The organism is Thermovenabulum sp. (genome assembly GCF_049723235.1).
Lineage (GTDB): Bacteria > Bacillota > Thermosediminibacteria > Thermosediminibacterales > Thermosediminibacteraceae > Thermovenabulum.
This window is the reverse complement of sequence record NZ_JBNARB010000001.1, coordinates 166,275-192,101: the sequence shown is the minus strand read 5'-3', so window position 1 is coordinate 192,101 and position 25,827 is coordinate 166,275. Positions and strand designations below refer to the sequence as shown.

Here is a 25,827-nt window from a genome sequence, read left to right as displayed (position 1 = left end):
TTTTTTATTATCCCCAAAAAAAGCATTTATTTGCTGTAGACTATTTTCCCTCCCAGTATGGTCATTTCTACTTCTACATCTTTTATATCATCGGGAGCAATTTTAAAAATATCCTCCGATAGCACCGCGATATCCGCCAATTTACCGGATGCTATCGATCCCTTGATATTTTCTTCAAAAGTGCAGTATGCCGATCCCATGGTAAAAATATAAACTGCCTCTTTTACAGAAAGTTTTTGTTCCGGTAGCCAGCCATCTTCGGGAAATCCTGATAAATTCTTTCTTGTAACAGCAGCGTATATGCCAAAAAGAGGATTAAAAGGTTCCACAGGACAGTCCGAACCACCGGCAACGGGAACACCTTTTTTTATAAGGGTTTTCCAGTTATAAGTCCACTTAGCCCTTTCCCTGCCAATTCTTTTTTCTACAATGGAAAGATCCGAAGAAACAAAAATCGGTTGGATATCTGCAATTACTTTATATTTACTGAATTTTTCAATTAACTCTTCAGTCGTGATCTGACAGTGGATTATCCTGAAACGCGGGTCTTTTTTGGGAAGTTTTTTCATAGCTTTTTCATAGGAGTTAAATACCATTTCCATCGCCCTGTCTCCAATAGCATGGCAGGCCACCTGCATTCCGTTAAGGTATGCTTTTTCCACCAGCTCATCCAACTGATCCTGGGTGTATATGGCTATGCCTTTTGTATCTTTATCATCTTCATAAGGGAAGGTCAAAGCAGCAGTCCTTCCGCCGAGAGAACCATCGGTTAAAAGTTTTAAAGGACCAATTTTAAAATACTCGCTGCCATGTCCGGTCCTCAACCCGAGGGAAAGAAATCTTTCAAGTTTTTCTATAGTAGGCAGCAGCACCTGTTCGTTTACTCTAATGGGAAGTTTATTTTCCCCTTCCAATTCAAAATAAGCTTTTAAAATCTCTTCAAAATCACCTTTTATTGACTCTAAATCATCGGATTGCACCGATGTCAATCCCGATTTAATAAACTTTTCTGCCGCCTCTACTATCAATTTTTTTATTTTCGATTTATCGTAAGGTGGCAATTTACCGTATATAAGTTCCATTGCATTTTCTCTAAGCACTCCTGTAGGCATTCCCTTTTCATCAAGATCTATGCTCCCACCCGGTACAGCAGGAGGATTTTCAAATATGCCTGCAAGCTTTAATGCATATGTATTTGCCACCGCAATGTGGCCGCAGGTTCTTGTCAAAATTACAGGGTGTTCCCGGGAAATATTATCCAGATCGTGCCTCGTGGGCATCCTTTTTTCATAAAAAAGCTCGTGATTCCATCCCCTTCCTTGAACCCATTCTCCTTTTTTAATTCCGTTAGCTTCTATAAAATCCCTCACCCTTTTAATTAACTCTTGTATGTCAATGCATCCGTTTAAATCAGCTTTTTCAAGGCTTAATGCAAAACTTAAAAGGTGCATATGGCTGTCATTAAATCCTGGAAGTGCTATCTTCCCTTTTAAATCTATCGCTTCGGTATTGCTTTCCCTGTACGATAAAATTTCTCCATTACTACCCACTTTTATTATCTTACCGTTCTTAATAGCCACAGCCTCGGCTTGTGGCAAATTCCCATCCATAGTGATTATTTTCCCGTTGTATAATATTAGGTCCATAAAGCCTCCCCCTTAATTTACAAATATCCTTCTTCCATCATTAGTAATGTATCGGTACCGGAATTTTTTACACTGTTGTACGCCCTTTCGGCAAGTAAACGGGCAGATTCTTTTGCGTTTTTGGTTATTTCCTGCTCATCCAGTGTTAATAATTTTCCTCCTTCTAAAATCACCTTTCCGTCCACAATAACCATTTCCACTTCACTGCCTCTTGCTGAATAAACAAGGTTGGGAACCACCAGAGCATCGTGAATAATTATATCAAGCATAAAGACCCCCTACCTAAAGCCAAAGCGGGCATATAGCCCGCCGTGATTTTTAATCTTCAAAAAATATTTTTTTTGCCATTTGAGCGTTGCTTTCCTTGAATTCTCGTGCATTAAAATCCCGTAAAAGCTCAAAGAATTTTGGGGCAAGGATTAAAACTACTATCAAGTTAATGAATGTAGGTAAAGCACTGGTAACATCCCCTAAAAGCCATACTATTGCAGGAGGAAGACCCGTTGTAACCGCAAAAACCACCATTAAAAATCCCGGAATGGGATAAAGGTATTTGTAAACTGTAAGTATTGTTTTATGTAGCTTTTCTTTTCCTTTAAGCAAATGCCTTAATATTATTTCATAATAAGTATACCAGCCCGTGGTGGTGGACCATCCAAAGAGAAAAATACCCACGGTAACAACAACTTTACCAAAATACCCCAATCCCTTTTCAAAAGCAGCAAGGGTCAATGAAGCTCCTGAAGCTCCGGAAGACCACATACCGGTAGTTATTATAACCAGTGCGGTTATGGAACATACTACAATAGTATCCATAAAAACCTCAAAAGCTCCCCAGAGCCCCTGTCTCACTGGATGATCGGTTTTTGCTGTCGAATGAGCCATGGGAGCAGTTCCCCATCCGGCTTCGTTGCTGTAAATTGACCTGGCTACACCCATTTGCAGCGCTTTTGAAATAGTTGCTCCTGCAAATCCACCCACTGCAGCGGTACCCGTAAAAGCACTCTTAAATATGAGTCCTATACCGCTTATAGCATCCGGTAATCGGCTAAGAATGATAAATAAACCGCCTACTATATAAAATATTGCCATAAAAGGAACAACATAACTGGTAACTTCTCCTACCTTCTTTATCCCACCCAAAATAACCATATAGGTTAGTAATATGTAAATTAATCCAACTACTATCATCGGAACCTTAAAGGTATTATTTATTGCCTCGGAAACAGTATAACACTGTAAAGTAATAAAAAATGTAGAAAAAATACCAACTCCAAATAATACGGCTAACGGTTTCCAAAATCCAAAACCTCTTTCTATGCCAAGACCCTTTTCCATATAGTAGGTTGGTCCGCCATAGGTAGAGCCATCGGGATTTTTATCCCTGTAATGCACCGCAAGTGTTACTTCCACCATTTTTGTCATCATTCCTACAAGGGCACATACCCACATCCAGAAGACGGCTCCCGGTCCACCGACTGCAATGGCGCTGGCTACCCCGGCAATATTGCCGACGCCTATTGTCCCGGCAAGGGCTATGCTTACAGCCTGGAAGGGAGTAAGTATTCCTTCCCCGCCTTCAGATTTTTTACCTATTTTCCCCAGCGTGTTTTTCAAAATATAGCCTATTTTCCTAAACTGCCAGAAGCCGGAGCCAATTGTTAAATACAATCCCACAAAAAGAACGGTGTAGATCAGGGGTTTACCCCACAAAAAGCCGGAAAGAGTCTCTAAAAATTTTTCAATTGTCATTAAATCCCTCCTTTATCTTTTTATAAATTTATATTTTAATTTTTTTCATTATATTCTAACAACATTGTATAAAAGGAAATAAATCAATTCCAAAGGGAATGTAAATAATTGATTTAATATATTACTGTTTTAGTTTATTATTACAATATTTTAATATTTTGTCAAATATTTTATTTAAAGCTTTTTCCAGGCTTCGACAAGGGCTTACACATTTTTTCGGTCATTTAATATAGCCTCATTCATTTCAGGTTTATTTTTAAGCATTATTTCCAGTATGGTATGATCAGTCTCCACCATGCCTGGGATAGAAACCCTGCCCAAATTCTTTATAGTTTCTTCCACATCCCTCGAAACAATTCCGCTAAAAGGCTCTACCATTATATGGTATTTAGTTAAAAAAACCATCTGAAAGGCAGTTTCAACTGCAATTAAAGCCTTTAAAGAACATCCGGGTTTGGCACCGTCGCAAATAATACCCGAAATACATCCAACAATGTTTTGTATAACCTCCATTATTCCTTTTTCTCCAAGATTCATTAGATAAGCTATCCCCGCTCCCGACCCCATACATGAAGCCACAGCACACCCACACAGTGCGGATAATCTTCCAATATGGCTTTTTATGTACAAAGTTATTAAAAAGCTCAAGGCCAAAGCTTTTAAAAGGCTTATTTCATCAACTTCTAAATATTCCGAAGCTACAATAACCGGAATTGAAGCCATGATCCCCTGATTTCCACTTCCTCCGCAGCTTATAACAGGCATTTTCACACCAGCCATTCTCGCATCTATTGCCCCTGCTGTCCATGCTTTTGCTGTATTAACCATATCTTTATTTAAGATTCCTCTTATAAACATTTCATTTAATGTAAATCCAATTCCCATGCCCCATTTTTCATTTAATCCTTTTTGAGCTATATCAGCATTTATCTTTATTACTTCTTTTAAAAATAACAAATCCTTTTCGGAAAATTTATTAACCGTATCAATTATATCTTTAATAGACCAGTCCTTTATCTTTTCTTCTTCTTGCCTTTTATCTTCTTTAACTTCGTCTTTTAATATTTTCCCATCCACCTCTAAATAGATTATATTAGTATGATTTCCTTTAATAATTACAGTAGATTCATGGTTCGCAGATTCCGCTTCAACTTTTATATATACTCCCGGACAACCGGATAAATAGGTAATTTCAATAGCACCTTCTTTTATTAGTTTTAATGCTCTCTTTATACACTCCCCGTCCACATCTTCAAGGATCCCCAGCTCTAACTCCGGCTTGACTATAACCGCTCCCAGGGCTGCGGCATATTCCAGACCTTTATTATCCGCTCCCGGTACATAAACTCCCATTCCATTTTTAAATACATTGGTACTTACGGTTACTTTTACCTTTAAAACCTCCTCCCCCAGCAATTCCACTGCCTTTGCGGTAGCAAAGGCCACACCTGCAGGTTCCGTACAACCGGTAGCAAGTTTTAATTCGGATCTTAAAATTTTTAGTAACTCTTTACAGTCCAATTTAACCTCTCCCTTATCTTTTATTTAAATTATGAAAATTTTACTATTCTTTTAAAATAATAATATCATAAATATTCATTATAAAAATCAATTTCCTTTTTTTAAAGTATTTAACTCTCTATTTTTACAAAAATTCTATTAAAAAAATCTCTTAAAAATCAGCTCAAACATTCTTCCTTTAACCCTTGCACCCAAAATGGCTTACAGTCATATAATGTATTAGACTAAATTTTAGGAGGTAATAGAATGGATAACATCGAAAAAGTAATGGGACCAAAAAAAGATAGATCATTTCTTGTGTTTCTCATTCTGATATTACTTTTACTCGGAGACAATTTTTAACAAAAAAAGCCGTGCATCAAAGCACGGCTTTTATAATTTTATTTTTATTGTTTATCTTTTAAAGTTTTTTGGATTGGGAGCTTTTACTACAAAAAATTCAAGAACTTCCTCGTCCAAATTTTGAACATTCATTTTTGTATTGTAAGGTATATATAAAATACTGCCTTTTTCATAAATTCTGGGAGAACTGTCATTAAGGCTAATTGTCATTTTGCCCCTTATAATTAACATATAAACATTAGAATTAGAAAAATGCTCGGGTAAACCTGTATCCTTAACAAGTATCATATGATTTATTGCTACATTATCGTCATCCACAATTCGTTCAATTAATTTGTCATTGACGATCTTAAATTCATATAGCTTTTCTATCATAGAAACCATCCTTTCTTTTTTTAAAATCCTTCTAAGTTTTTAATGCTTTTTTATAATATAATAATATTAGACAAAAATTTCGGTAACAATAGTTACTAAATTAGAAATATATGGAGGTAATATGAAAGAAATTGTAAGTTCCTTAACCCTTTGCCCGTTATTCAAAGGCATGTCCATAAAAGATATTGAAGATATTTTAAATTCTGTTAATTACAAGATAAAACCTTTTAATAAAGGCCAGTTAATAGCTGTTGAAGGGGACGACTGCCTCAACATAGGAATAATCCTTGATGGAAGCGTGGAAATAAAAAAATTCTATGCTTCCGGCAGGTCTATTACTGTGGCCTCTTTGAAAAAAGGAAACATATTCGGGGAGGTTATAATTTTCTCCGATATTAGAAAATATCCCTCCACGATCACTGCTTTTACCGAAACAAAGATAATGTTTATATCCATAGACGATGTAATAAAACTTTGTAACGGCAATAAAAAATTTCTCTTTAACTTTATTTCCCTGCTTTCCAATAGAATTTTAATGCTTAACGAAAAAATAACAATAATTTCTCAAAAAAGCATTAGGCAAAAAATTTCCCTTTTATTACTGGAAGAATATAAAAAAAATAAAAGCTTAATTTTAGAATTACCCTTATCCAGAAAAGATCTGGCAGAATACATAGGAATACCAAGACCTTCGCTTTCCAGGGAAATGATTAAATTGAAAAATGAAGGCATTATCGATTTTAAGAAAAATACCATTAAAATATTAAATTTATCGGAATTGGAGAATTCTTTAATTGAATAACTATTGCAAAAAAATAACCCGGGTTAATCCCGGGTTAAAATCTTGGGTCTTTGCATATAATCCGTGTGTAAAAGCTGATAGCACCTCTCGCTTAACGGCCTTATTAAATATTCCCTGTAAAGCTCCATAACCGCAGGGTTTTCATGAGACCGCCTAATATGCATACCTTCATCTATGTCGTAAATAGCTTTCATACGTTTTAACCTTATACTGTCGTTGGTAGGAATCACCTGTCCTCCCCCACCTAAGCATCCACCCGGACAGGCCATTACCTCAACAAAATGGTATTGAACTTCTGCATTTTTGATTCTTTCCATAAGCTTTCTCGCATTCTTAAGTCCATGGGCAACAGCAGCTTTTATTTTAAGATTTTTAATTTCTACCTCGACCTCTTTAATTCCCTCCATTCCTCTTACCGGATGTATTTCTACATGTTTTAATTCCTCACCGGTCAAAAAATAATATGCTGTTCTCAACGCCGCTTCCATTACCCCACCCGTTGCACCGAAAATAGCACCCGCTCCCGTCGAAATCCCTAAAGGAAAATCGTAATCTTCGGGTTTTAATTTTAATATGTCAATATTCATTTCCCTTATCATGCGTGCAAGTTCCCGCGTCGTTATAACTATATCTACATCCTGATAACCGCTGGATACCATTTCGCCCCTTTGAGCTTCAAATTTTTTAGCAGTGCAGGGCATTATGGATACTACGACAATATTTTGCGGAGGTATCCTGTTTTTAGCCGCATAATAGGTCTTTATAAGCGCTCCCATCATCTGCTGTGGGGATTTACATGTGGATAAGTTATCCAGTAATTCAGGGTAAAAATGTTCGCAAAATTTTATCCAACCCGGACTGCAGGAAGTTATCAAGGGCATCTTGCCTCCTTGTTCTAAACGCTCAACGAGTTCACTGGCTTCTTCAATAATCGTGAGGTCGGCTGTAAAATTTGTATCGAATATCCTGTAAAATCCCATTTTTCTCAAAGCCGCGACCATCTGACCGGTAACAATACTTCCAGGCTCCATCCCAAAAGCCTCACCTAATGCTACCCTTACTGCAGGAGCGGTTTGCGCAATTACATATTTTTGTGGATCGGAAAGTGCATCAAATACCTTATCAGTATCGTCCCTTTCGGTCAGGGCACCGGTAGGACATACCAGCACGCATTGCCCGCACTGAGCGCATGGCATTTTACTTAAGCCTTGATTAAAGGGTGGATCAATTGAAGTATTAAAACCCCTGTGATGAGGTTCTATTATACCTATCCCCTGGATTTCACCGCATACGTTTACACATCGACGGCAAAGTATGCACTTGTTAGGATCTCGTACTATAGCAGGTGTAGTTTCATCCCTGTTAAAGATATTTTTCTCACCGCTGTATTTAATATCGGTTATATTCAATCTAGAAGCCATTTCTTGAAGTTCACAATTACCATTTCTTATGCATGCAGGACATTCCATAGGGTGATTGGATAATATAAGCTCTAATATCGTTTTTCTTGCTTTTCTTATGAATGGAGAATTAGTTTTTACTATCATTCCTTCCGATGCGGGAGTTACGCAGGCTGCCTGAAGGGTTTTTGCACCTTTTACTTCTACTACACAGAGTCTGCATACACCCATCGGTTTTAGGTCTTCTCTGTAACAGAGAGTAGGTATATAAATCCCTGCCTTTTTGGCAGCATCCAAGATGGTAGCACCTTCTTCAACCTGAACATTTATATTATCAATTGTAAGATTTAGCATACTCTACCTCATCCTCCTCGTTCTGTTTTACATCGCACCTTAAACACCTGCATGCTTCCTCATAAGCTGCGCTCTCTTCAAGAGTTAATTCCACTTCTTTAAAACTATCTATTCTTTCCTGTGCCTTTAATTTTACAGTTGTACACCTATTCCTATGTTCTTCATAAATCTCATAGTCCGCTGTCCGGGAACAATAGTTCTTCTTTTCATACATATTGCCTCCTAAATATTTGTCTATTGATAAAGCTGCTTTTCTACCCGAGGCTATAGCTTCTATTACCGTAGAAGGACCCGTTACGCAGTCCCCTCCTGCAAATACTCCGGGTATTGAAGTTTCCATGGTTTCTTTGTCTATGGTAATGCTCATTCCTTTTGGCACTTTTATTGCCCCTAAATCTACCTGCTGTCCAAGGGCGCAAATTACGTTATCTACTTTTATGCTAAACGAAGACCCATCTATGGGCACCGTTTTTCTCCTGCCGTTTTCATCAAAATCTGCAGGCTTCATCCTGATTATTTCAATTCCAATCACCTTACCACCTTCACCTATAATCCGAATAGGAGCTGTATAAAAGTGGAATTTTACGCCTTCTTCAATAGCATCTTTGACCTCTTCGGGTAAAGCCGGCATTTCATCAGGACCACGCCTGTAAAACACATTAACCTCTTTTGCGCCCTTTCTGAGTGCTACTCTTGCAGCATCAACAGCAGCATTGCCCCCGCCTATAACGGCAACTTTTTTGCCTATGTCAATATATTCATTTAAGTTTGCCTTCTTTAGGAATTCCAACGCTGAGTATACACCGTAAAGCTCCTGTCCCGGTATATCAAGTCTAATATCTTTTTGGGCTCCTATTGCAATAAATATTGCGTCATAACCCTGGTATTTCAAATCTTCTATGGTAAAGTCCTTACCCAAAGCCATATTTAAATGTATTTCAACACCCGCTGATTTTATATGTTCAATTTCTGATTTTAAAACATCTTTTGGCAGCCTGTATTCCGGAATACCAATGGCTAACATACCGCCGGCTATAGGAAGTGCTTCAAAGACGGTAACGCTATATCCTTCAAGTGCAAGATAATAAGCTGCCGTAAGGCCTGCAGGTCCCGAGCCTATTACGGCAATTTTTTTGCCCTTTGCTTTTTTAACCACCGGTAAATGCGGGTTTTTCATATCATAATCTGCAACAAACCTCTTTAATGCTCTAATAGCCAGCGGTTCATCTATTTGAGCCCTGCGACATTTCGACTCGCACGGATGATTGCACACTCTACCGCATACCGCCGGGAAGGGGTTGTTTTCTCTAATTATACTTACTGCTTTTTCGTAATCCTTCATTCTTATAGCACTAATATATAGTGGTACTTCCACCCCTGCAGGGCACGCATTTTGGCAGGGTGAATTAAAAAGACTTGCACATACTGAAGCCGGGCACTTTTTGTATTTAATATGGGCCTCATATTCATCCCTAAAATATCTTATTGTACTGAGCACGGGATTCGGTGCGGTCTGGCCAAGCCCGCATAAGGCGGTTTCTTTTATAATTTCTCCCAATTCAATAAGCCGTTCAATATCCCCCTCTTTGCCTTCACCTCGTGTAATCCTCTCCATAATTTCAAGCATTCGCTTTGTTCCCAACCGGCAGGGTGCACACTTCCCACAGGACTCATCCTGAACAAATTGGAGAAAATATTTTGCAAAATCTACCATGCAGGTATCTTCGTCCACTACTATTAGCCCGCCTGACCCCATTATCGTTCCAAGTTCTTTTAAAGATTCATAATCTACTGGAGTGTTAAGGTACTTTTTGGGAATGCATCCTCCTGAGGGACCTCCTGTTTGAGCGGCTTTAAATTTTTTCCCACCGGGTATACCCCCGCCTATATCGTAAATGATCTCACCAAGGGCGGTACCCATAGGTACTTCCACTAACCCGGTATTTTTTATTTTACCGGCGAGGGCAAAGACCTTAGTGCCCTTGCTGTTTTCCGTCCCGTAGCCAGAAAACCAATCAGCTCCCCTTAGGATAATGGGACAGATATTTGCATAAGTCTCCACGTTATTTATAAGCGTAGGTTTGCCTAAGAAGCCTTCATTTGCAGGAAAAGGAGGTTTGGGGCGAGGCTCTCCCCTTTTCCCCTCTGCAGATGCTATTAATGCCGTTTCTTCTCCGCAAACGAAAGCTCCGGCACCCACCTTTATATCTATATCAAAGTCGAACCCGCTATTTAAAATATCTTTGCCCAAAAGTCCTCTCTCCCTTGCTTGTTCTATCGCATGCTTTAATCTTTCTACAGCAAGGGGATACTCCGCACGCACATAAACATAACCCTGGTTGGAACCTACCGCATATCCCGCTATAGCCATTGCTTCTATAACAGAATGAGGATCTCCTTCCAGGATGCTCCTATCCATAAAAGCACCGGGATCGCCTTCATCGGCATTGCACAATACATATTTAGGACTACCCTTTGCTTTTGCAGTAAAACTCCACTTGAGCCCGGTAAGAAATCCCGCACCGCCTCGCCCTCTTAAACCGGATTTTTTAATTTCTTCAATAACGTCCTCTGGCTTCATCGTAAATAATACCTTTGCCAGAGCCCTGTATCCGTCTGCTGCGATGTATTCCTCAATATTCATAGGATCTATGAGTCCCACATTTCTCAGGGCTATTTTTACCTGTTTGGCAAAAAAAGGATTTTCATCCTTGCAAATTATGGGGGTTCCATTTGAATCCTTAATTAGAAGTTCTTCCACAATTTCTCCCAAGAAAAGATGTTTTTCGATAATTTTATCCGCTCCTTCTGGAGTCACTTTTGTGTACAGCACTCCATCAGGATAAATTACAACCATTGGCCCTAAATGACATGGACCCATGCATCCGGTAATTATTACTTTTATTTCGGAGGATAAATTCATTTCTTCAATCTTATTTAAAAGCCGGTCCTTTACTTTTATACAACCGGAAGAAATGCAACCTCCTCCACCACATACCAGCACATGTTTTCTATAAAATTCCATTTTTACCCCTCCTTATACATTAGGGATAACCCACTCTTTGATAATCGTTCTTCTCATTATATGGTGAAACAATATTCCTCTTGCTTTTTCCGGTGTTACATAGCAGTAGGTTACTGCAGGAAGACCTTCCATATATACATGTACCAAGGGTTCCATTGAACAAAGACCTATGCATCCAGTAGTTTTTATTTTTACCGGTATACCTTTTGTTTCTATCTCATTTATAAACGTGTTTAATACATCCTTAGCGCCGGCAGCTATACTGCAAATCCCATAACATACCACAATAGTAGCAAAGGGAGAAACTTCTTCGGTATTCATAACCAACCTCCTTTCCGTAAAAATTCTCACCCTGACTTCAAGCTGTCACTAACTTTGTTGAAGGTTTTAATTCTGCCCTCTTTCTGCTTTTTACTATCTCTTCCTGTTCTTTCATAACTTCCTCGTAATTTTTAAAAGGAGGCTCGTATTTTGAAATGATTTTGGGAATATCATCGGGTTTTAATCTTGCATAAACATCTTCATTTATCATCATTACCGGTCCCAATCCGCAGGCACCCAAGCATCGAACTATATCGATGGAAAATAAACCGTCATCAGTGGTATCGCCCGGCTGTATCTTTAAGTACTGGGTTAATTTTTCTATGATTTTTTCAGATCCCCTTACATAACAAGCAGTTCCTTTACATACGCTTATTCGATATTTCCCCTTTGGTTTTAAAGAAAAAAATGCATAAAAAGTAACAATACTGTACACTTCACTTAAAGGTATGTCTAAATATTCTGATATTTTAATTTGTACTTTCATAGGAATAAATCCAAATCGATTTTGGACATCTCTCAATATTTGTAAAAGTTCCTCTTTTTTTCGCCCGTAACCTTTCAATAATTCTTCAACCCATAATAAGTCTTCCTGGGTTATATCAAAAACTTTTTCAGACATATTTACTTCCTCCTTACTCTTTTTGCTAATCATTTTTAAGCAATTTTCATACCTATGGACATTCTAAAATAAAACAATTTTTTTATAGAAAAATAACATAAAAAAAGCATCGGAAATATTGCAAAAATGTTTCCGATGCTTGAAAGCATTAATATAAAATAATATGTGAATGTTATAATTTTATTTTGCTAATTAATTCAAAAATGCACCGAAACATCAAAAATGCGAGAGTGCATTAACTATTGTCCTTTAATTTTTTAAGTTTTCTAACTACCGTTGACTGATTTATCCCCAGCAGGTCTGCCATTTCGTAAGTATTTTTGCACTGTTTTCTTGCAAGAAATAAAAGCTGTTTTTCTACCATTTCAATGGCTTCCTTAAGCGGCATCAAACCTTCCACGGTAATTTTACAATGATTTTGTCGAGAAGTTTCGCTTTTCTTTATATATTGAGGCAGATCTTCAACACCTATGAAATTTTTTTCCGATGTCACCAATATTCTTTCAATAAAATTTTCCAATTCCCTGACATTTCCCGGCCATGAGTAATCTTTGAGTACATCTATTGCTTCTTGCAGGAGAGTTTTTGAAATCCCATTACGTTTATTATAGTAATTTACAAAATAGAATATAAGAGGTTCGATATCTTCTTTTCTCTCCCGTAACGGAGGTACAGTAATAGGTACCACACTTAACCTGTAATATAGGTCCTCTCTAAAAGCCCCATCCTCTACCATTTTTCTTAAGTCTCTATTTGTAGCTGCTATAATCCTTATATCAACTTCAATGGGTTTTATACCTCCTATCCGCGTAAGCTCCCGGTCTTGCAGAACTTGTAGCAGCTTTACCTGTAAGTTCAGCGGAAGGTCGCCGATTTCATCGAGAAAAAGGGTACCCTTATGGGCCATTTCTATTAACCCCGGCTTGCCTTCACGCTTTGCTCCCGTAAAAGCACCGGTTTCATACCCAAAAAGTTCTGATTCCAGCAGACTTGCCGGAATCGATCCACAATTTATCTTAACGAAAGGTCCTTTGCTGCGAGGGCTATTATCATGAATAAATCTGGCAATTAAACTCTTCCCAACACCGGATTCTCCAAGAAGGAGAACCGTTGAATCTACGTTTGCCAGTCTCAAGCAAAGGTGTATTAATTTTTCCATTACAGGACTAACCGAAACTATTCTGTGCAAAGGCCCCGAGTCTCCGGAATGTGTACATTTTTCTAAGTATTTTTTGAGTTTTTCGGCATCAAGGGCATCCTTTGTAAGACTTTGATATTCATCAATATCCATGGCATTTATTAAAACCCTTACAATTTCACCATTTTCATTGAATATAGGAGTCCCGGTAGTAAAAAGCTTTCTCTTCCCCGCCTGCTGGATTAAAGTAAGCCTCCTTTTTTCTTTTATAACAAGTTTAGTAATGGAAGGGTATATTACTCGATTTTTTTCCAGCTCCTCAGTATTTTTTCCTATCACATCTTCACGGGGAACACCTAAATATTTGGCAAATGCCGCATTAAGCCTCAATATTTTACCCTGCCCATCAGTAACCAGGACTCCATCGTAAGACGACTCTATTATCGCGGACATTTCCCTGTTTAACTCATCAATACGATTTTTTTCCTGAATTTCTTTTGTCAAAAGATAAGGCAAGCACATCTCTATCTCAGCAATACCATTGTATACAGCTACTGCTTTTTCCCTGCAGGTGTCATATCCGCATGCACCACAGTTTAATTCATCTCCTTCATTGAACTTATTAGTATGTATAAGTATTCTTTTTATTTCTTCTTCTGTCGGTTCTTCTATTTTTACGGACTTATTTTTAAAACTACGGGTAAGATCTAAATTTTTAATTATATCTTTATAAGCATCAAGCTTTAACCTTTTCTCATCACCTATGTTTCCGGAAACGATGAATTTTTCAACCCTTTCGCCACCGGTATAGAAATTGTCATTTTTAAAATACGGACCATCCACACAACCGCGGCACATAAGAATATCAACAAAATTTGGCTTAAATTCCCATTTATCTATACTTTCAAGGCATTTTATCGCATCCCTGCCATCGACAGTAATAAATTTTCGGGAAAATCCTGCCTTACCTTTCAAAGACTGCAAAAGCCCACCGCTTACCGGAAATCCTCTAAAAACCCCCTGTGGTAGCGGACCATCAAAACCGCAAATTTCTTGAGAATTTATTACGATATTTCTCAAATTAAAAAGGTCTTTCATCTCGCTGAAGGTTAAAACCACATCTACGCCGTATACTTCCTTAGCCTCATCCTTTTTCGCTATGCAAGGACCGATGAATATTACAAAAGCACCGGGATATAAAGATTTTATTAACCTTCCAACCGCTATCATGGGAGAAACCAAAGGTGTCAAATTGGGTATAAGATTTGGAAAATGTTTTTCAATCAAATTGACTATTGCAGGACATGGGGTACTTATTATAGGAAATAAAGGTGAGATTTTCAATAATTCTTCGTAAGCCTTTCCAACAAGTTCAGCACCAACAGCTACCTCCCATACTTCGTCAAAGCCCAAAGCCTTTAATCCCCCTATAATCCTACCGATTTCGTCAATTTTAAACGCAGCAGGAAAACTGGGGGCAAGCACGGCAACTTTAAACTTTTTTTCTTTAAGTATCTTTAAAGTTTCTTCAATCCCGCTTTCTATAACCTTAGCGTTTTGTGAGCACACCTTTACACAACTGCCGCATGAAATACAGCGCTCCACAAGTACCTCTGCTTGACCCCCTTTTACCCTTACCGCCTTAACAGGACAATGGCGAACACAGGAATAACACTGCCTGCATTTATTTTTTTCTGTCATAACAATGCAGGACATTATTTTCCCTCCTGAATTTTCATATTTATCATTAATATTATATATAATCAAACTATTGGTGATAATATTATTTTTCTTAAAATACTCTATCTATAAAATCACTTTTACAAATCCTTCTTTCTTAATTATCATAAATTGGATGTTATAAAACGGTTATGATAAAATTATTTATATAAACTGAATTTTTTTATTTTTAGGGGAGGGTTTTTATGACCGAAATCTTTGATCTACCAACACCTGCTTTCCTCGTCGATTTAGATAAATTAGAAAATAATCTAAAAGAAATGGCTGATTTATGTAGAGAAAACAAAAAACAACTGTGGCCTATGGTAAAGACCCACAAAAGCACTGAAATTGCAAAAATGCAGGCGGACTTAGGTGCAAAGGGCTTTTTGGTTGGTACAATTGATGAAGCCGAAAAATTGGTTGAGTGCGGTTTTAAAGAAATAATGCTGGCATATCCGGTTGCATCAAAAGAAAATATAGAAAGAGTAATAACCCTTGCAAAGAATGCTCATATAATTCTTAGTTTTGATACCAAAGAGGCCGCATTAAAGGTAGATAAAATTTGCAGTGAGGAAGGGCTTTATTTAGATTATCTAATAATAATTGACTCGGGCTTACACCGCTTTGGAGTAATTCCTGAAAAAGCTCCAGAACTTGCAAAAACGCTGAGAGAATTTCATCACCTTAAATTCAAGGGAATTGCCACCCATCCGGGACATGTATATGCTAAAACAAATTCTGTGGAAGTTAAGGCGGTCGCTGAGGAAGAAGCAAACGCCTTGCGTATGGCCTCTAACCTTTTAGAAAAGGAAGGTTTTAACGTAGAAATTATAGCCACCGGAAGCACCCCTACGGCGTTTTATGCCGCAAAAGACGACAAAATCAATGTATTACGACCGGGTAATTACGTATTTTACGATGCAATTCAGATTGCCTTAGGAACCGTTCCCGAGGAAAGGTGCGCCCTTACCGTAATTGCCACAATAGTATCTCACCCTAAGGAAGACCTTTTTATAATAGATGCGGGAAGCAAGTGTTTTGGTTTAGATAAGGGTGCTCATGGGGTTTCCTTAACAGCAGGTTACGGCATAGTAAAAGGACATCCTGAACTGACCGTTGAAAGCCTGTCAGAGGAGGTAGGAAAAATAAGAATCAGCGGTAATACAAACTTAAAAGTGGGCGATAAAATAGAAGTTATACCCAACCATGCGTGTTCCTCTGCAAACATGACAAGTTTTCTTATAGGACACAGAAGAGGAGTAGTAGAAAAAATCCTCCCGGTTGATGCACGGGGAGGAAGCAGAATTCCAATATTAAAGTAAAACTAATCAAATTTTACTCTGCATTAAAGTTTTAGTTATTTTTTTCATTTCTTCCACCTCGATATCCAAAACCGATTCAGGAAAATACCTCGCTTTCTGGTAAAGATTTGTTATATATTCTATTATGTTCTTATCATCTTCAAAGGCTTTTTTAAGTTGAGGTGTGAATTCAAGGGGTGTTTCGTAGGTTTTTCTGAAATACCCCTTTTTTTCCGCTACCCGTAGAAGTTGAGCATACATCTTTCTGACCTTAGCCGCAGGGAAATCTCCGTATTTCAAAGGTTTAATACGGGATCTTATTATTTTTTTTATTTTACAAGAAAGCTCGTTTATGCTGTTTTTAAATAATGTGGGGTCGTATACCGATTCTTTCTCATCAACAAAATCATTCTTTTCAGTAAAAGATCCAATATACTTTTTCAAAGCTAAATATATTATTCCACTAAATACCATCAAAAGGAAAATTAAGCCGAAAACTTTAAAAACAATTTCAACTGTAGCAGGCACCACGTATTCTTCATGACTGCCAGGCATAATATTTACGCCTTGTTCCCCGGGTAAAATTTCCTGTCTTTTTATTTTTGCGTATCTTGAAATAAAGTACAATAAAAATGATAGAACTTTATCCAAAGGCTTGAATAAAGGTTCTAAGATCTTAAACATAAGTTCTACAAACAAAAAATATGTTGCCTTAATAAAATCAGTAAATACTAAAAATTCATAAGGCTTTATTAGTTCCACTAACACAACAATAATAATTCCAATTATTGAAGAAAAAATTAAAGTAGTAAATATCCATCTTCCCTTAGAAATTTGCAAGGAGAAAGACTCTAATTGGTATAAAGAAAGAGCTATAAGGGAAACTATTATGAAACCGAAGGTTAAAAAAAGCATTTCGCCGGTTTTTCCATCATTTTTATAAAAAAGAAGACAAATAACAATAATAAGTGTGAACTTTTTAAGTTTTTGCATCAGTTCATAATGCTCGAGCTCCCTGCTATCCGGCCAAAGTCCAAAAATAAAGCATAAAAATGCAAAGCTTAAATAATAAAAAACATTGTGGTATTTTAAAAACATCAACATTAATACTGAAAGCAACAAAAGTATTTTGAAGTTTTTCAACCTGTAATAAAAAAACTTAGATAAAATCCCCGCTGTAAACCAGAATAATATTTCATAAGCCGAAAAAAGTTCTTTTAAAAAAATTTTTCCAAAACTAAAATTAATAATGAGCAAAAATATATAATGAATTAGCAGTAAAAGTAATACTTTTATCCCTTTAAACCAGTTCGATAAAAGAAATTTCACGCCATTTTTCCTCCCCAAAAGCGTGATAAGTCTTAACTCCCTTAGGTCCTTTATAATCCTTATTCCTTTTCCCCGCCAGAATCAGTTCTACATCAAAACTCATTTTTTCCAGGAATTCCACTATTTTTTTCCCACTCTTACCCCAGTTTGCCGTTATAAAAACCACTCTGCTCCCCTTTTTTAATGTATGGAAAACCCTGTCAAATACCTCGTCTATCTTATAAATACTGTAATAATCAAGGCGTGCCAGAGCATCTAAAATTACCTTTAAATGTATTGCACCCGTGCCATAAGGTATTAAAGTAAATATATCGGTATCATTATCACCGGATATAATTCTTCCGTTGCTGGCAAGCATCACTTCATATCCTGAATCAATGGCTTTCTTTGCAATCGAAGCAGTAAGAACTATAAGAAATTCCGACAGCTTGGGATTAATTCCCTCCCACGCATTTTCAAATGTATTTACATCAAGTATAAAACAAATCCTTTTTTTGTAACTTGAATCATATACCTTCACCAAAAGCCTGTCAAATTTTGCTGAGGATTTCCAATCAATATCTTTTAAGGAATCTCCGGGAAAATAATTCCTTTTGCCGCCGAATAAAAAAGGATCCGGAAAGATCTTTTTTTTGCCGCCTGCTCCTGAAAGGGAAATATCGGGAGTGCCTTCGGTGACAAATACATCTACTATTCGGGGGTAAACTATCAACCTGGCATTGTTGTAAATTTTCATCTCATTTTGGTAAATACCAAGTAAATCTCCGGTATTCAAAGTTACGGGACCAAAGAAAAAAATCCCGCGATTTTGTGGGGAAACGGGATATCTTCTCCTAATTTTCTGATACCATAAAAGGGAATAAACCCCACTTAAAATTTTCTTACCCGGCTTATTATGAGCCACAAGGGTTCCTTTAATAAAATCCATCGCCTTGGGCACCTCAGTTTCGACTTTTATCCAGGGCAATGGTAACAGCTTCTTATTGGTCAATTCCTGTACATAATTTATAGTTTCTCCTAAAAATATTCTATCTCTTTCAAAACCATGGTTTAATTCCAGCCCTTTCACACTCAACTTACTCCACACATAAGATATTGTAACTATAAAAATTACCGCCCCTATAAAAAATAAAGCTTCCATAACATTCCCTTCTTAAAATAATTCATTCTACGGGAACCGGTGTATTCTTTATAATGTCGTCCAAAACATCTTCAGGTTTATAGTTTTTTATTACACTTTCATAGTTTAATATTAATCTATGGTTCAAAACGGGTTTTGCCAGATATTTAATGTCATCCGGTATAACGTAATCCCGGCCCTTAATAGCTGCAAAAGCCTTAACACATCTATAAAAAAGCAGAGAAGCCCGGGGGCTTGCTCCCAGTTTAACTGCAGGGTGTTTTCGGGTTTCTCTAATGATTGTAAGCATGTAGTTCTCCAAACTTTCATCAAAATTGACTTTTTTCAGTCTTTCCCGCATTTCGAGTAGTTCCATCCCAGTTAAAACGGGTTTTATTTCCTCTAAGGGATTTCCCTTTCCAAAGCGGTGCAGTATTAATCTTTCTTCTTCCAGTTGAGGATAACCCATGTCAATTTTCATTAAAAACCTATCTAATTGAGCTTCGGGTAGGGGAAAAGTTCCTTCCATTTCAACGGGGTTTTGAGTAGCAATCACCAAAAAGGGGGCTTTCAACCTTCTTGTTACTCCGTCAACTGTAAATTGCCTTTCTTCCATAGCTTCCAGAAGGCTTGATTGAGTCCTTGGCGTTGCCCGGTTTATTTCATCAGCCAAAAGAATATTGGTCATAATCGGTCCCGCATTAAATACAAAATCCCCTGTTTTTTGATTGTAAATATTAATGCCCAACACATCCTGAGGCAGCATGTCAGGAGTGAACTGGATTCTCTTGAATTCCAAATCCAAGGACCGGGCAATTGCCTTAGCCATTAAAGTCTTTCCAACCCCGGGCACATCCTCTAAGAGCACATGCCCGTCCGCCAAAAGTGCGGTTAATATAAGTTCTACCACATGAGTTTTCCCAACTATAGCTTTTCCGATATTATTTAATATATCTTTGATTTTTTCTTCAAAACCCGCTTCCAATTTATACAGCCCCTTCTATTTGTTTTTTTATTTTTCTTATACCATTTTCTATTTCACTTACCCTCTTTAAAACTTTTTCTAATTCTTCAACTAAGCTTTTTACATTTTGCTCACCGCTCTTTTTAAGTTCAAGGGCTTTTTCAACAGAATCCATAATGCCCTCAGCGGTTTCTGTAATCTTTTCTTCCAGATAATTATAATACTCCTTAAAAGTTTTTTCCATCCTTTGAGCAATATCGTACCTTACCCTCCCGCATTGCCTGTCAAATTGCTGTTTTAACCACTCCTTCAAATTGTTCAGGGCTATCCTGCGGGCAATAAAACCCGGAAGAAACGGAGCAATTGATAGGGGAGTTGGTAATAAAAAGGTCTTTTCCGGTTCCATGTTATAGTAAAAATATCCTGCTTCTTTAAAACCCTCTATCAAAGCGAAGCTTTCATACTGGATATGAAACATACTGGAGGTCAATTCCTGCAGTTCGACAATTATTTTCTCCACTTTTTGAGCAAGCCTTTTCGTAATATTTCCCGATGCGCCTGCTAAGTGCTTGAGTTCCCCTTCCTTCCATGAATCTATTACCTCAAGGGTTTTTTCGGTTATATATTCTCTACTCTTTTCTATAAGCTCTTTCAAGGGTAAAGCATTGCTGTTTGTAAAGTAAACCTCTAAAGCCTTTTCCAAACTCGGGTATTGGGAATTTTTAAATTTTTCATACTCGGCATTAAAACGGGCAAGAAGTTCTTTACTCTCCCCTTCAAAGATGAAAAGCATGTCCTTTTTATCCTTCTCAATTTCTTCCATTTTTTTCTTGAGTACATTAATATTTTTTCCCAGTTCCTCTACCGGTGTCTTAGCAGCTTCCATCTTCAGGTTTATATCAAACTTTATTTTGGATAAATAACGAAGAATTGTGTTACAACTTGATAACAGAAGGGCACTTCCCTTTTCCTCATTTATAAATTTTTCCAATTCGCGAATCAATTCTGGCATTCCACTGAACTTTAATTTTTCTTCATCACCAGTTTCTTTAGCCTCTAATGCCATCCTGGCCGAAATTGGAAAAATCTTTATTTTCTCATCACCTAATTTTTCTTTTAAGACTTCGGCAGCAAAATTAAGTGCTTCCTCCACATCTTTTTCTTCAGCATAGTCTATCTTGTTAAGCACAAAAAATATTTTAACTGCATGATCCCGGACGTCTTTTAAAAATTCATATTCGTTCTTCGCAACGGGAGAGTCTATAGTAAAAAGGAATATAGCTGCGTCTAATTTGGGTAAAAACTCATAGATAACATCGGTATTATGCTGGTAGACGGATCCGATCCCGGGTGTATCAATAAGGGAAATACCTTTTTTAAGGAATTCGGATGGATGCTCTATAATAATTTCCTTTACTTTTTTCTCATTCCCCGGATTGCCCCTTTCAGTAGCGTAATATTCCAGCTCATCAATAGCTATTTCTTTTTCTGAGTCGTCCAAAAAATATACTGTCGTTTTTACTTTTGAGCCGTATTTAATAATAGTAACTATTGAAGTAAGGGGCACTACTGCTGTGGGAACTAATTTTTCTCCCAATAAAGCATTAATAAAAGTAGATTTACCCCGTTTAAACTGACCTAAAACCGCCAAATTGAATTCATTTTTTAAAAGTTTGTCCAATTCATAATCTACTATTTCTAATGAAGAATTTTCTCCGTCCCCGATAATCTGTTTTATTTCCATAAGGTATTCGATCAACATTTCCTTTGCTAAATCAACTTCTATAACCATATTTTTCACCCCTTAGAAAAATTATAGCTCCTACAATATCTTTCGATATCGTAGGAGCTATTAGCCTAAAAGGCGGTTTTCGGTGAGCTCCATCACCTTGGATTTTATTTTTATGGAAATTATGCAACTTATATTATATATTTTTTTATTAATTATTTCAACTGTAAGAATTTATCACGTTGTATGTAATGCCGCGTCAAACTCCGTTATAATATCCTCAATATCCTCCAGACCTACAGAAACCCGTAAAAGTCCATCGGAAATCCCCGCTTTTTCTCGCTCTTCCCTGCTCATAGATCTATGGGATGTTTTTGCGGGGTAAGAAAGGGTTGTAGATACACCTGCGAGGCTAGGAACCAACTTAATACTTTTCATATTTCTTATCAGATCACATGCGGCCTTTTCTCCACCATAAAGATCTATGCTTAACATTCCACCATATAATCCATTGTTAAATATTACATCCGCTGTTTCTTTATAAGGTGAGGATATAAGTCCGGGGTAATAAACCTTTTTTACCTTTTGATGGTTTTTCAAATACTCTGCTAATTTTAGAGCATTTTCACTATGCCTTACTACTCTTAACTCTAAGGTTCTCAAGCTCCTCATCAAAAGCCAGCTGTCAAAGGGGCTCATAGTAGGTCCGTAAATTTGCCCAATACGGCTTATTTTTTCTATTTTTTCTTTATCTGCCACTACAGCTCCTCCTAAAATGTCGCTATGACCGGCCATATATTTTGTGACACTGTAAACCACTACATCAGCCCCAAGTTTTAATGGCTGGCAAATTACAGGAGTGGCAAAAGTATTGTCTACTATAAGTACAGCATTATTACTATGAGCTGCTTCTGCTATTTTTCTTATATCTATTACTTCCATAAGGGGGTTAGAAATAGTTTCCACATAAACTACTTTCGTATTGGGTTTAAAATATTTTTCTATATCTTCCTTATTAAGATCTACAAAGCTTACCTCAATATTAAATTTTTTCAATTCGCTATTTAAAAATTCCCACGTTCCTCCATATAAAACATTGCTTGAAATAATATGATCGCCTGCTTTCACAAAGGCTAATATGGACATGGTTATAGCAGCCATGCCCGAGGAATAAACGATGGCATCATCCCCTTCATCCAGCGCAGCAAGGATTTCTTCCGTGCAATGGTGGGTTGGGTTGCTGATACGCGAATAAACATAACCCGATTCAGCCTTTTCGTACACCAAATCCAGTTCCTCCGCACTGTCAAAACAAAAAACAGAACTCAAATAAATTGGAGGAACCTTAGGATAGGAAATTGAAGGAGGCACCTTTTCTCCTTTATGAGTAAGTTTGGTCATAAATTTTTTATTCATGTTGACCCCCCATTTTTTTAAAAACTAACTCGCAGCTATTTGTATTTATTGATATATTTATTATGAAGTGATTTAATCACTTTTTCTTTCTGGAATATATGGTATTATCCTTGAAGCAAGATTTTCTATGGGCATCGTCTGAAGCCATACTTTGCCAGGACCTCTTAATGTAGATAAAAACAAACCTTCTCCTCCAAAGAGAATATTTGTAAAACCTTTTACCATTTCTACATCAAAATCCACAGAGGGTTCAAACATTGCTACATGTCCGGTATCCACTTTCAAAACATCATTATGTCCAAGGTTGTAATCCACAGCTTCTCCATCTAATTCTATAAAGCAAAGTCCAGGTCCTGTTATTCTTTCAAGTATGAAACCCTCTCCTCCAAAAAGACCTGCTCCGAGTTTTTTCCTGAAAAATATTTCTAATTTTACGCTTCTTTCTCCGCATAAAAAGGCTTTTTTCTGACATATTATCGATTCTCCCGACTTTAATTCTAAAGGGATAATCTTTCCCGGAAATGAAGAAGCAAAAGCTATTTCTGCGTTATCCTTTTTGCAGGTATAAGAAGTCATAAATAAGGTTTCTCCTGAAAGCTTTCTCATAATTCCCCCAAAAAGGCCACCTTCCATATTTGTCTTCATTTCAAAACCGTCGGTCATCCAGGCCATTCCCCCAGATTGAGTAAATACACTCTCCCCCTCTGACAAGGTCAAAATCACCGCAGGTAAGGTATCACCAATTATTTTATATTTCATGTTAAACCTCCTTATTTTTTCATATTTATTAATTTTTTTATAACTACTTTTATTTTATCATACAATTTTAAATATACTACCATAACAAATAATCTATTATTATTACAAAAAAAATAATAATATAATATATAATTTTATTTATAAAGGAAAATAAAATTAAAATGTAGAAATTATTATTATCAAATGGTGGAAATAATTATTGTGATGTTCAAGGGGGTCTTAATTTGGAATCTAAAGAATTTCAAGAAATCGTAATTAGCCAATTAAAAGCACTTACAGAAGGTCAGGCAAGAATAGAAAACCGCTTGGATAAGGTTGAAAGCCGCTTGGGAAACGTTGAAAACCGCTTAGAGAAAGTTGAAAACCGCTTAGATAAGGTTGAAAACCGCTTGGATAGGGTTGAAAACCGTTTGGAGAAGGTTGAAGGTCGTTTAGATAAGGTCGAAAAACGCTTGGATAAGGTTGAAAAAGAAGTAAAACAAGTTAGAACCGAAATAAATTATGTATGGAACGATATTAAAAAAATAGACGAGAGATTAGCCCGTCAGGAAAATGAAACATATGTATTACAGCGCATGATTAAAAAATAATCATGCGCTGTAATTTTTTTAAAAATTAGTGAAAGGCATTATTAAGGTCTTCTATCTTGAACCTCTATCTCCGTAATTAGCCACTTACCCTCTAATTTTTCAACGGTTGCTTTTATCAATGTTTTGTCAAGAAAAAATTATAATATTAAAACTAAATATGAAAATAATATAATGAAATTTATCAATACTCTAAAAGGAATTTTATAGTTTTTGAAGAAATATAGGATTTAAACGTTTTTTTAAAAAGGAGGTTCATTATGGCAAGGGTGGAAAGCTTTGAATTGGATCATACAAAGGTAAAAGCGCCCTATGTCCGGTTAGCAGCCGTTGAAGAAGGAGAAAAAGGAGACATTATAGCAAAATACGATATTAGATTTATCACTCCCAATAGTGGAAGTATATCAACCGGTGGTATTCATACCTTAGAGCATCTGCTGGCCGGATTTTTAAGGGATGAATTGGATAAAGTTATTGATGTTTCACCAATGGGATGCAGGACGGGATTTTATCTTATTAAATTTGATAAGACACCCTTAGAAGAAATTAAAAAAGCGGTAGAGAACTCATTAAAAAAAGTATTGAAATCAAAAGAGATATCGGCAGCAAATGAAATACAATGCGGTAATTTCAGAGATCATTCTTTAGAAGATGCAAAAGAAATTGCCCGGAGTGTTTTAGATCAGGGTATTTCAATCCTTGAATGATATAATTAATAAAAATAAGTTTTTTGGGGGTAATATAATGCGTTTTTGTAGATTTTCTCATAAAGGGTACATCCAGTGGGGATTACTGGAGGGTGAAAATCTTAGACCTCTGTCAACCCCGCCTTTTATTGAAACAAAGTTCAATAATGACTCCATTTCTTTAAAAGAAGTAAAATTATTAGCTCCGGCTGAGCCTTCCAAAATAGTTTGTTTGGGGCTTAATTATGCCGATCACGCCCGGGAATTTAAACTCGAGGTGCCCGACGAACCAATAATATTTATTAAGCCTCCTACCACCGTAATAGGTCCTGAAGAAGAAATTATACTTCCCAGGGCATCTAAGCGAGTAGATTACGAAGCGGAACTGGCAATTATCATCGGCAAAGAAGCCTATAATGTAAAAGAAGAAAAAGCTTTCGAATACATATTCGGCTTTACCTGTGCTAATGATGTAACCGCAAGAGACCTTCAGAAAAAAGATGTTCAATGGACCCGCAGTAAATCCTTTAATACGTTCTGCCCGTTAGGTCCCTGGATAGAAACGGATTTAGACCCAGGCAATCTTTCTATAAAGCTTTTATTAAACGGTGAAATAAAACAAAACTCGAATACTTCTAACCTTATTTTCAAAATTCCATACATAGTTGCTTTTATTTCTTCTATAATGACACTTTTCCCGGGCGATGTAATCCTGACCGGAACTCCTTCCGGTGTAGGACCGATAAAACCGGGGGATATTGTTGAAGTAGTAATAGATAAAATTGGTACTTTAAAAAATACGGTTAAAGAATAAAATTGTGACTTATAGAGGGGAGCATTTTTTAAAATGCTCCCTAAAATTTTTTATATAAATTATTTTCCCTTTTAAGTGTAATAATAAGTACAAATTTGTTCG

21 protein-coding genes and 1 riboswitch are annotated in these 25,827 nt (G+C 36.9%); of the genes, 5 read left to right on the top strand and 16 right to left on the bottom strand.

The annotated features are described in order from the left end of the window. Window positions 1-26: 26 nt before the first annotated feature. From ACPLOV_RS00900 to ACPLOV_RS00880, 5 genes are all read right to left on the bottom strand, one after another. On the bottom strand, window positions 27-1,646 hold the full coding sequence (locus ACPLOV_RS00900) for an amidohydrolase (protein WP_424909250.1): 1,620 nt from the start codon (window positions 1,644-1,646) through the stop codon (window positions 27-29). Between the two features lie 17 nt (window positions 1,647-1,663). Further along, a complete protein-coding gene (locus ACPLOV_RS00895; protein ID WP_424910321.1) occupies window positions 1,664-1,915 on the bottom strand; it encodes a hypothetical protein in 252 nt (83 codons plus the stop codon). 49 nt (window positions 1,916-1,964) lie between these two features. Continuing rightward, window positions 1,965-3,392 carry an alanine/glycine:cation symporter family protein gene (locus ACPLOV_RS00890; RefSeq protein ID WP_424910347.1) on the bottom strand — a complete coding sequence of 476 codons (1,428 nt, stop codon included), beginning with the start codon at window positions 3,390-3,392 and terminating at the stop codon, window positions 1,965-1,967. A 210-nt stretch (window positions 3,393-3,602) separates the two neighbouring features. After that, on the bottom strand, window positions 3,603-4,919 hold the full coding sequence (locus ACPLOV_RS00885) for a serine dehydratase subunit alpha family protein (RefSeq protein ID WP_424910320.1): 1,317 nt from the start codon (window positions 4,917-4,919) through the stop codon (window positions 3,603-3,605). Between the two features lie 393 nt (window positions 4,920-5,312). Continuing rightward, window positions 5,313-5,636, bottom strand: coding sequence for a cupin domain-containing protein (locus ACPLOV_RS00880; protein ID WP_424910319.1), 324 nt, complete (start codon window positions 5,634-5,636; stop codon window positions 5,313-5,315). Between the two features lie 121 nt (window positions 5,637-5,757). Between ACPLOV_RS00880 and ACPLOV_RS00875 the strand changes: the two genes are divergently transcribed. Continuing rightward, window positions 5,758-6,438: a Crp/Fnr family transcriptional regulator gene (locus tag ACPLOV_RS00875; protein WP_424910318.1), complete on the top strand. Its 681-nt coding sequence runs from the start codon at window positions 5,758-5,760 to the stop codon at window positions 6,436-6,438. Between the two features lie 23 nt (window positions 6,439-6,461). On the opposite strand, the gene ACPLOV_RS00870 is transcribed toward ACPLOV_RS00875, so the two are convergent. The 5 genes from ACPLOV_RS00870 to ACPLOV_RS00850 form a co-directional block, all read right to left on the bottom strand. Next, window positions 6,462-8,192, bottom strand: coding sequence for an NADH-dependent [FeFe] hydrogenase, group A6 (locus ACPLOV_RS00870; RefSeq protein ID WP_424910317.1), 1,731 nt, complete (start codon window positions 8,190-8,192; stop codon window positions 6,462-6,464). Beyond that, window positions 8,173-11,217, bottom strand: a complete 3,045-nt coding sequence (gene nuoF / locus ACPLOV_RS00865; RefSeq protein ID WP_424910316.1) for an NADH-quinone oxidoreductase subunit NuoF — start codon at window positions 11,215-11,217, stop codon at window positions 8,173-8,175. Before nuoF ends, ACPLOV_RS00870 begins: the two co-directional genes overlap by 20 nt. 12 nt (window positions 11,218-11,229) lie before the next feature. Continuing rightward, the gene (locus ACPLOV_RS00860; protein ID WP_424909403.1) at window positions 11,230-11,538 is read right to left on the bottom strand and encodes a (2Fe-2S) ferredoxin domain-containing protein; all 309 of its coding nucleotides are present in this window, start codon (window positions 11,536-11,538) and stop codon (window positions 11,230-11,232) included. A 37-nt stretch (window positions 11,539-11,575) separates the two neighbouring features. Next, window positions 11,576-12,160: an NADH-quinone oxidoreductase subunit NuoE gene (gene nuoE, locus ACPLOV_RS00855; protein ID WP_083947276.1), complete on the bottom strand. Its 585-nt coding sequence runs from the start codon at window positions 12,158-12,160 to the stop codon at window positions 11,576-11,578. 235 nt (window positions 12,161-12,395) lie between these two features. Next, window positions 12,396-15,014 (bottom strand): sigma 54-interacting transcriptional regulator, encoded by a 2,619-nt coding sequence (locus ACPLOV_RS00850; protein ID WP_424910315.1) that lies wholly within the window; start codon window positions 15,012-15,014, stop codon window positions 12,396-12,398. Between the two features lie 209 nt (window positions 15,015-15,223). Between ACPLOV_RS00850 and ACPLOV_RS00845 the strand changes: the two genes are divergently transcribed. Continuing rightward, window positions 15,224-16,342: an alanine racemase gene (locus ACPLOV_RS00845; RefSeq protein ID WP_424910314.1), complete on the top strand. Its 1,119-nt coding sequence runs from the start codon at window positions 15,224-15,226 to the stop codon at window positions 16,340-16,342. A gap of 6 nt (window positions 16,343-16,348) precedes the next feature. On the opposite strand, the gene ACPLOV_RS00840 is transcribed toward ACPLOV_RS00845, so the two are convergent. The 6 genes from ACPLOV_RS00840 to ACPLOV_RS00815 all read right to left on the bottom strand — a co-directional run bounded on the left by ACPLOV_RS00840 (window position 16,349) and on the right by ACPLOV_RS00815 (window position 23,638). Then, on the bottom strand, window positions 16,349-17,650 hold the full coding sequence (locus tag ACPLOV_RS00840) for a DUF4129 domain-containing protein (RefSeq protein ID WP_424910313.1): 1,302 nt from the start codon (window positions 17,648-17,650) through the stop codon (window positions 16,349-16,351). Further along, window positions 17,622-18,791 (bottom strand): DUF58 domain-containing protein, encoded by a 1,170-nt coding sequence (locus ACPLOV_RS00835; protein WP_424910312.1) that lies wholly within the window; start codon window positions 18,789-18,791, stop codon window positions 17,622-17,624. Before ACPLOV_RS00835 ends, ACPLOV_RS00840 begins: the two co-directional genes overlap by 29 nt. Before the next feature lie 22 nt (window positions 18,792-18,813). Further along, window positions 18,814-19,755 carry an AAA family ATPase gene (locus ACPLOV_RS00830; RefSeq protein WP_424910311.1) on the bottom strand — a complete coding sequence of 314 codons (942 nt, stop codon included), beginning with the start codon at window positions 19,753-19,755 and terminating at the stop codon, window positions 18,814-18,816. Between the two features lies 1 nt (window position 19,756). After that, the gene (locus ACPLOV_RS00825; RefSeq protein WP_424910310.1) at window positions 19,757-21,526 is read right to left on the bottom strand and encodes a dynamin family protein; all 1,770 of its coding nucleotides are present in this window, start codon (window positions 21,524-21,526) and stop codon (window positions 19,757-19,759) included. 44 nt (window positions 21,527-21,570) lie between these two features. Beyond that, a riboswitch (Fluoride riboswitch) is annotated at window positions 21,571-21,632 on the bottom strand. Window positions 21,633-21,700: 68 nt separating this feature from the next. Next, the gene (locus tag ACPLOV_RS00820) at window positions 21,701-22,879 is read right to left on the bottom strand and encodes a trans-sulfuration enzyme family protein (RefSeq protein WP_424910309.1); all 1,179 of its coding nucleotides are present in this window, start codon (window positions 22,877-22,879) and stop codon (window positions 21,701-21,703) included. A 72-nt stretch (window positions 22,880-22,951) separates the two neighbouring features. Further along, window positions 22,952-23,638: a TIGR00266 family protein gene (locus ACPLOV_RS00815; protein WP_424909915.1), complete on the bottom strand. Its 687-nt coding sequence runs from the start codon at window positions 23,636-23,638 to the stop codon at window positions 22,952-22,954. Window positions 23,639-23,862: 224 nt separating this feature from the next. Here ACPLOV_RS00815 and ACPLOV_RS00810 point away from each other — a divergent pair, with 224 nt between their 5' ends. The 3 genes from ACPLOV_RS00810 to ACPLOV_RS00800 all read left to right on the top strand — a co-directional run bounded on the left by ACPLOV_RS00810 (window position 23,863) and on the right by ACPLOV_RS00800 (window position 25,725). Continuing rightward, window positions 23,863-24,228 carry a hypothetical protein gene (locus ACPLOV_RS00810; RefSeq protein ID WP_424909916.1) on the top strand — a complete coding sequence of 122 codons (366 nt, stop codon included), beginning with the start codon at window positions 23,863-23,865 and terminating at the stop codon, window positions 24,226-24,228. Between the two features lie 257 nt (window positions 24,229-24,485). Then, window positions 24,486-24,932 (top strand): S-ribosylhomocysteine lyase, encoded by a 447-nt coding sequence (locus ACPLOV_RS00805; protein WP_424909917.1) that lies wholly within the window; start codon window positions 24,486-24,488, stop codon window positions 24,930-24,932. Between the two features lie 37 nt (window positions 24,933-24,969). Then, window positions 24,970-25,725, top strand: a complete 756-nt coding sequence (locus tag ACPLOV_RS00800) for a fumarylacetoacetate hydrolase family protein (RefSeq protein ID WP_424910308.1) — start codon at window positions 24,970-24,972, stop codon at window positions 25,723-25,725. The last annotated feature ends 102 nt before the right edge of the window (window positions 25,726-25,827 follow it).

Excerpts from the sequence above, each read along its gene's own strand:
- ACPLOV_RS00900 (WP_424909250.1), bottom strand. The coding sequence starts at position 1,646 with ATGGACCTAATATTATACAACGGGAAAATAATCACTATGGATGGGAAT.
- ACPLOV_RS00895 (WP_424910321.1), bottom strand. The coding sequence starts at position 1,915 with ATGCTTGATATAATTATTCACGATGCTCTGGTGGTTCCCAACCTTGTT.
- ACPLOV_RS00880 (WP_424910319.1), bottom strand. The coding sequence starts at position 5,636 with ATGATAGAAAAGCTATATGAATTTAAGATCGTCAATGACAAATTAATT.
- ACPLOV_RS00875 (WP_424910318.1), top strand. The coding sequence starts at position 5,758 with ATGAAAGAAATTGTAAGTTCCTTAACCCTTTGCCCGTTATTCAAAGGC.
- ACPLOV_RS00870 (WP_424910317.1), bottom strand. The coding sequence starts at position 8,192 with ATGCTAAATCTTACAATTGATAATATAAATGTTCAGGTTGAAGAAGGT.
- nuoF (WP_424910316.1), bottom strand. The coding sequence starts at position 11,217 with ATGGAATTTTATAGAAAACATGTGCTGGTATGTGGTGGAGGAGGTTGC.
- ACPLOV_RS00860 (WP_424909403.1), bottom strand. The coding sequence starts at position 11,538 with ATGAATACCGAAGAAGTTTCTCCCTTTGCTACTATTGTGGTATGTTAT.
- nuoE (WP_083947276.1), bottom strand. The coding sequence starts at position 12,160 with ATGTCTGAAAAAGTTTTTGATATAACCCAGGAAGACTTATTATGGGTT.
- ACPLOV_RS00850 (WP_424910315.1), bottom strand. The coding sequence starts at position 15,014 with ATGTCCTGCATTGTTATGACAGAAAAAAATAAATGCAGGCAGTGTTAT.
- ACPLOV_RS00845 (WP_424910314.1), top strand. The coding sequence starts at position 15,224 with ATGACCGAAATCTTTGATCTACCAACACCTGCTTTCCTCGTCGATTTA.
- ACPLOV_RS00835 (WP_424910312.1), bottom strand. The coding sequence starts at position 18,791 with ATGGAAGCTTTATTTTTTATAGGGGCGGTAATTTTTATAGTTACAATA.
- ACPLOV_RS00825 (WP_424910310.1), bottom strand. The coding sequence starts at position 21,526 with ATGGTTATAGAAGTTGATTTAGCAAAGGAAATGTTGATCGAATACCTT.
- ACPLOV_RS00820 (WP_424910309.1), bottom strand. The coding sequence starts at position 22,879 with ATGAATAAAAAATTTATGACCAAACTTACTCATAAAGGAGAAAAGGTG.
- ACPLOV_RS00815 (WP_424909915.1), bottom strand. The coding sequence starts at position 23,638 with ATGAAATATAAAATAATTGGTGATACCTTACCTGCGGTGATTTTGACC.
- ACPLOV_RS00805 (WP_424909917.1), top strand. The coding sequence starts at position 24,486 with ATGGCAAGGGTGGAAAGCTTTGAATTGGATCATACAAAGGTAAAAGCG.
- ACPLOV_RS00800 (WP_424910308.1), top strand. The coding sequence starts at position 24,970 with ATGCGTTTTTGTAGATTTTCTCATAAAGGGTACATCCAGTGGGGATTA.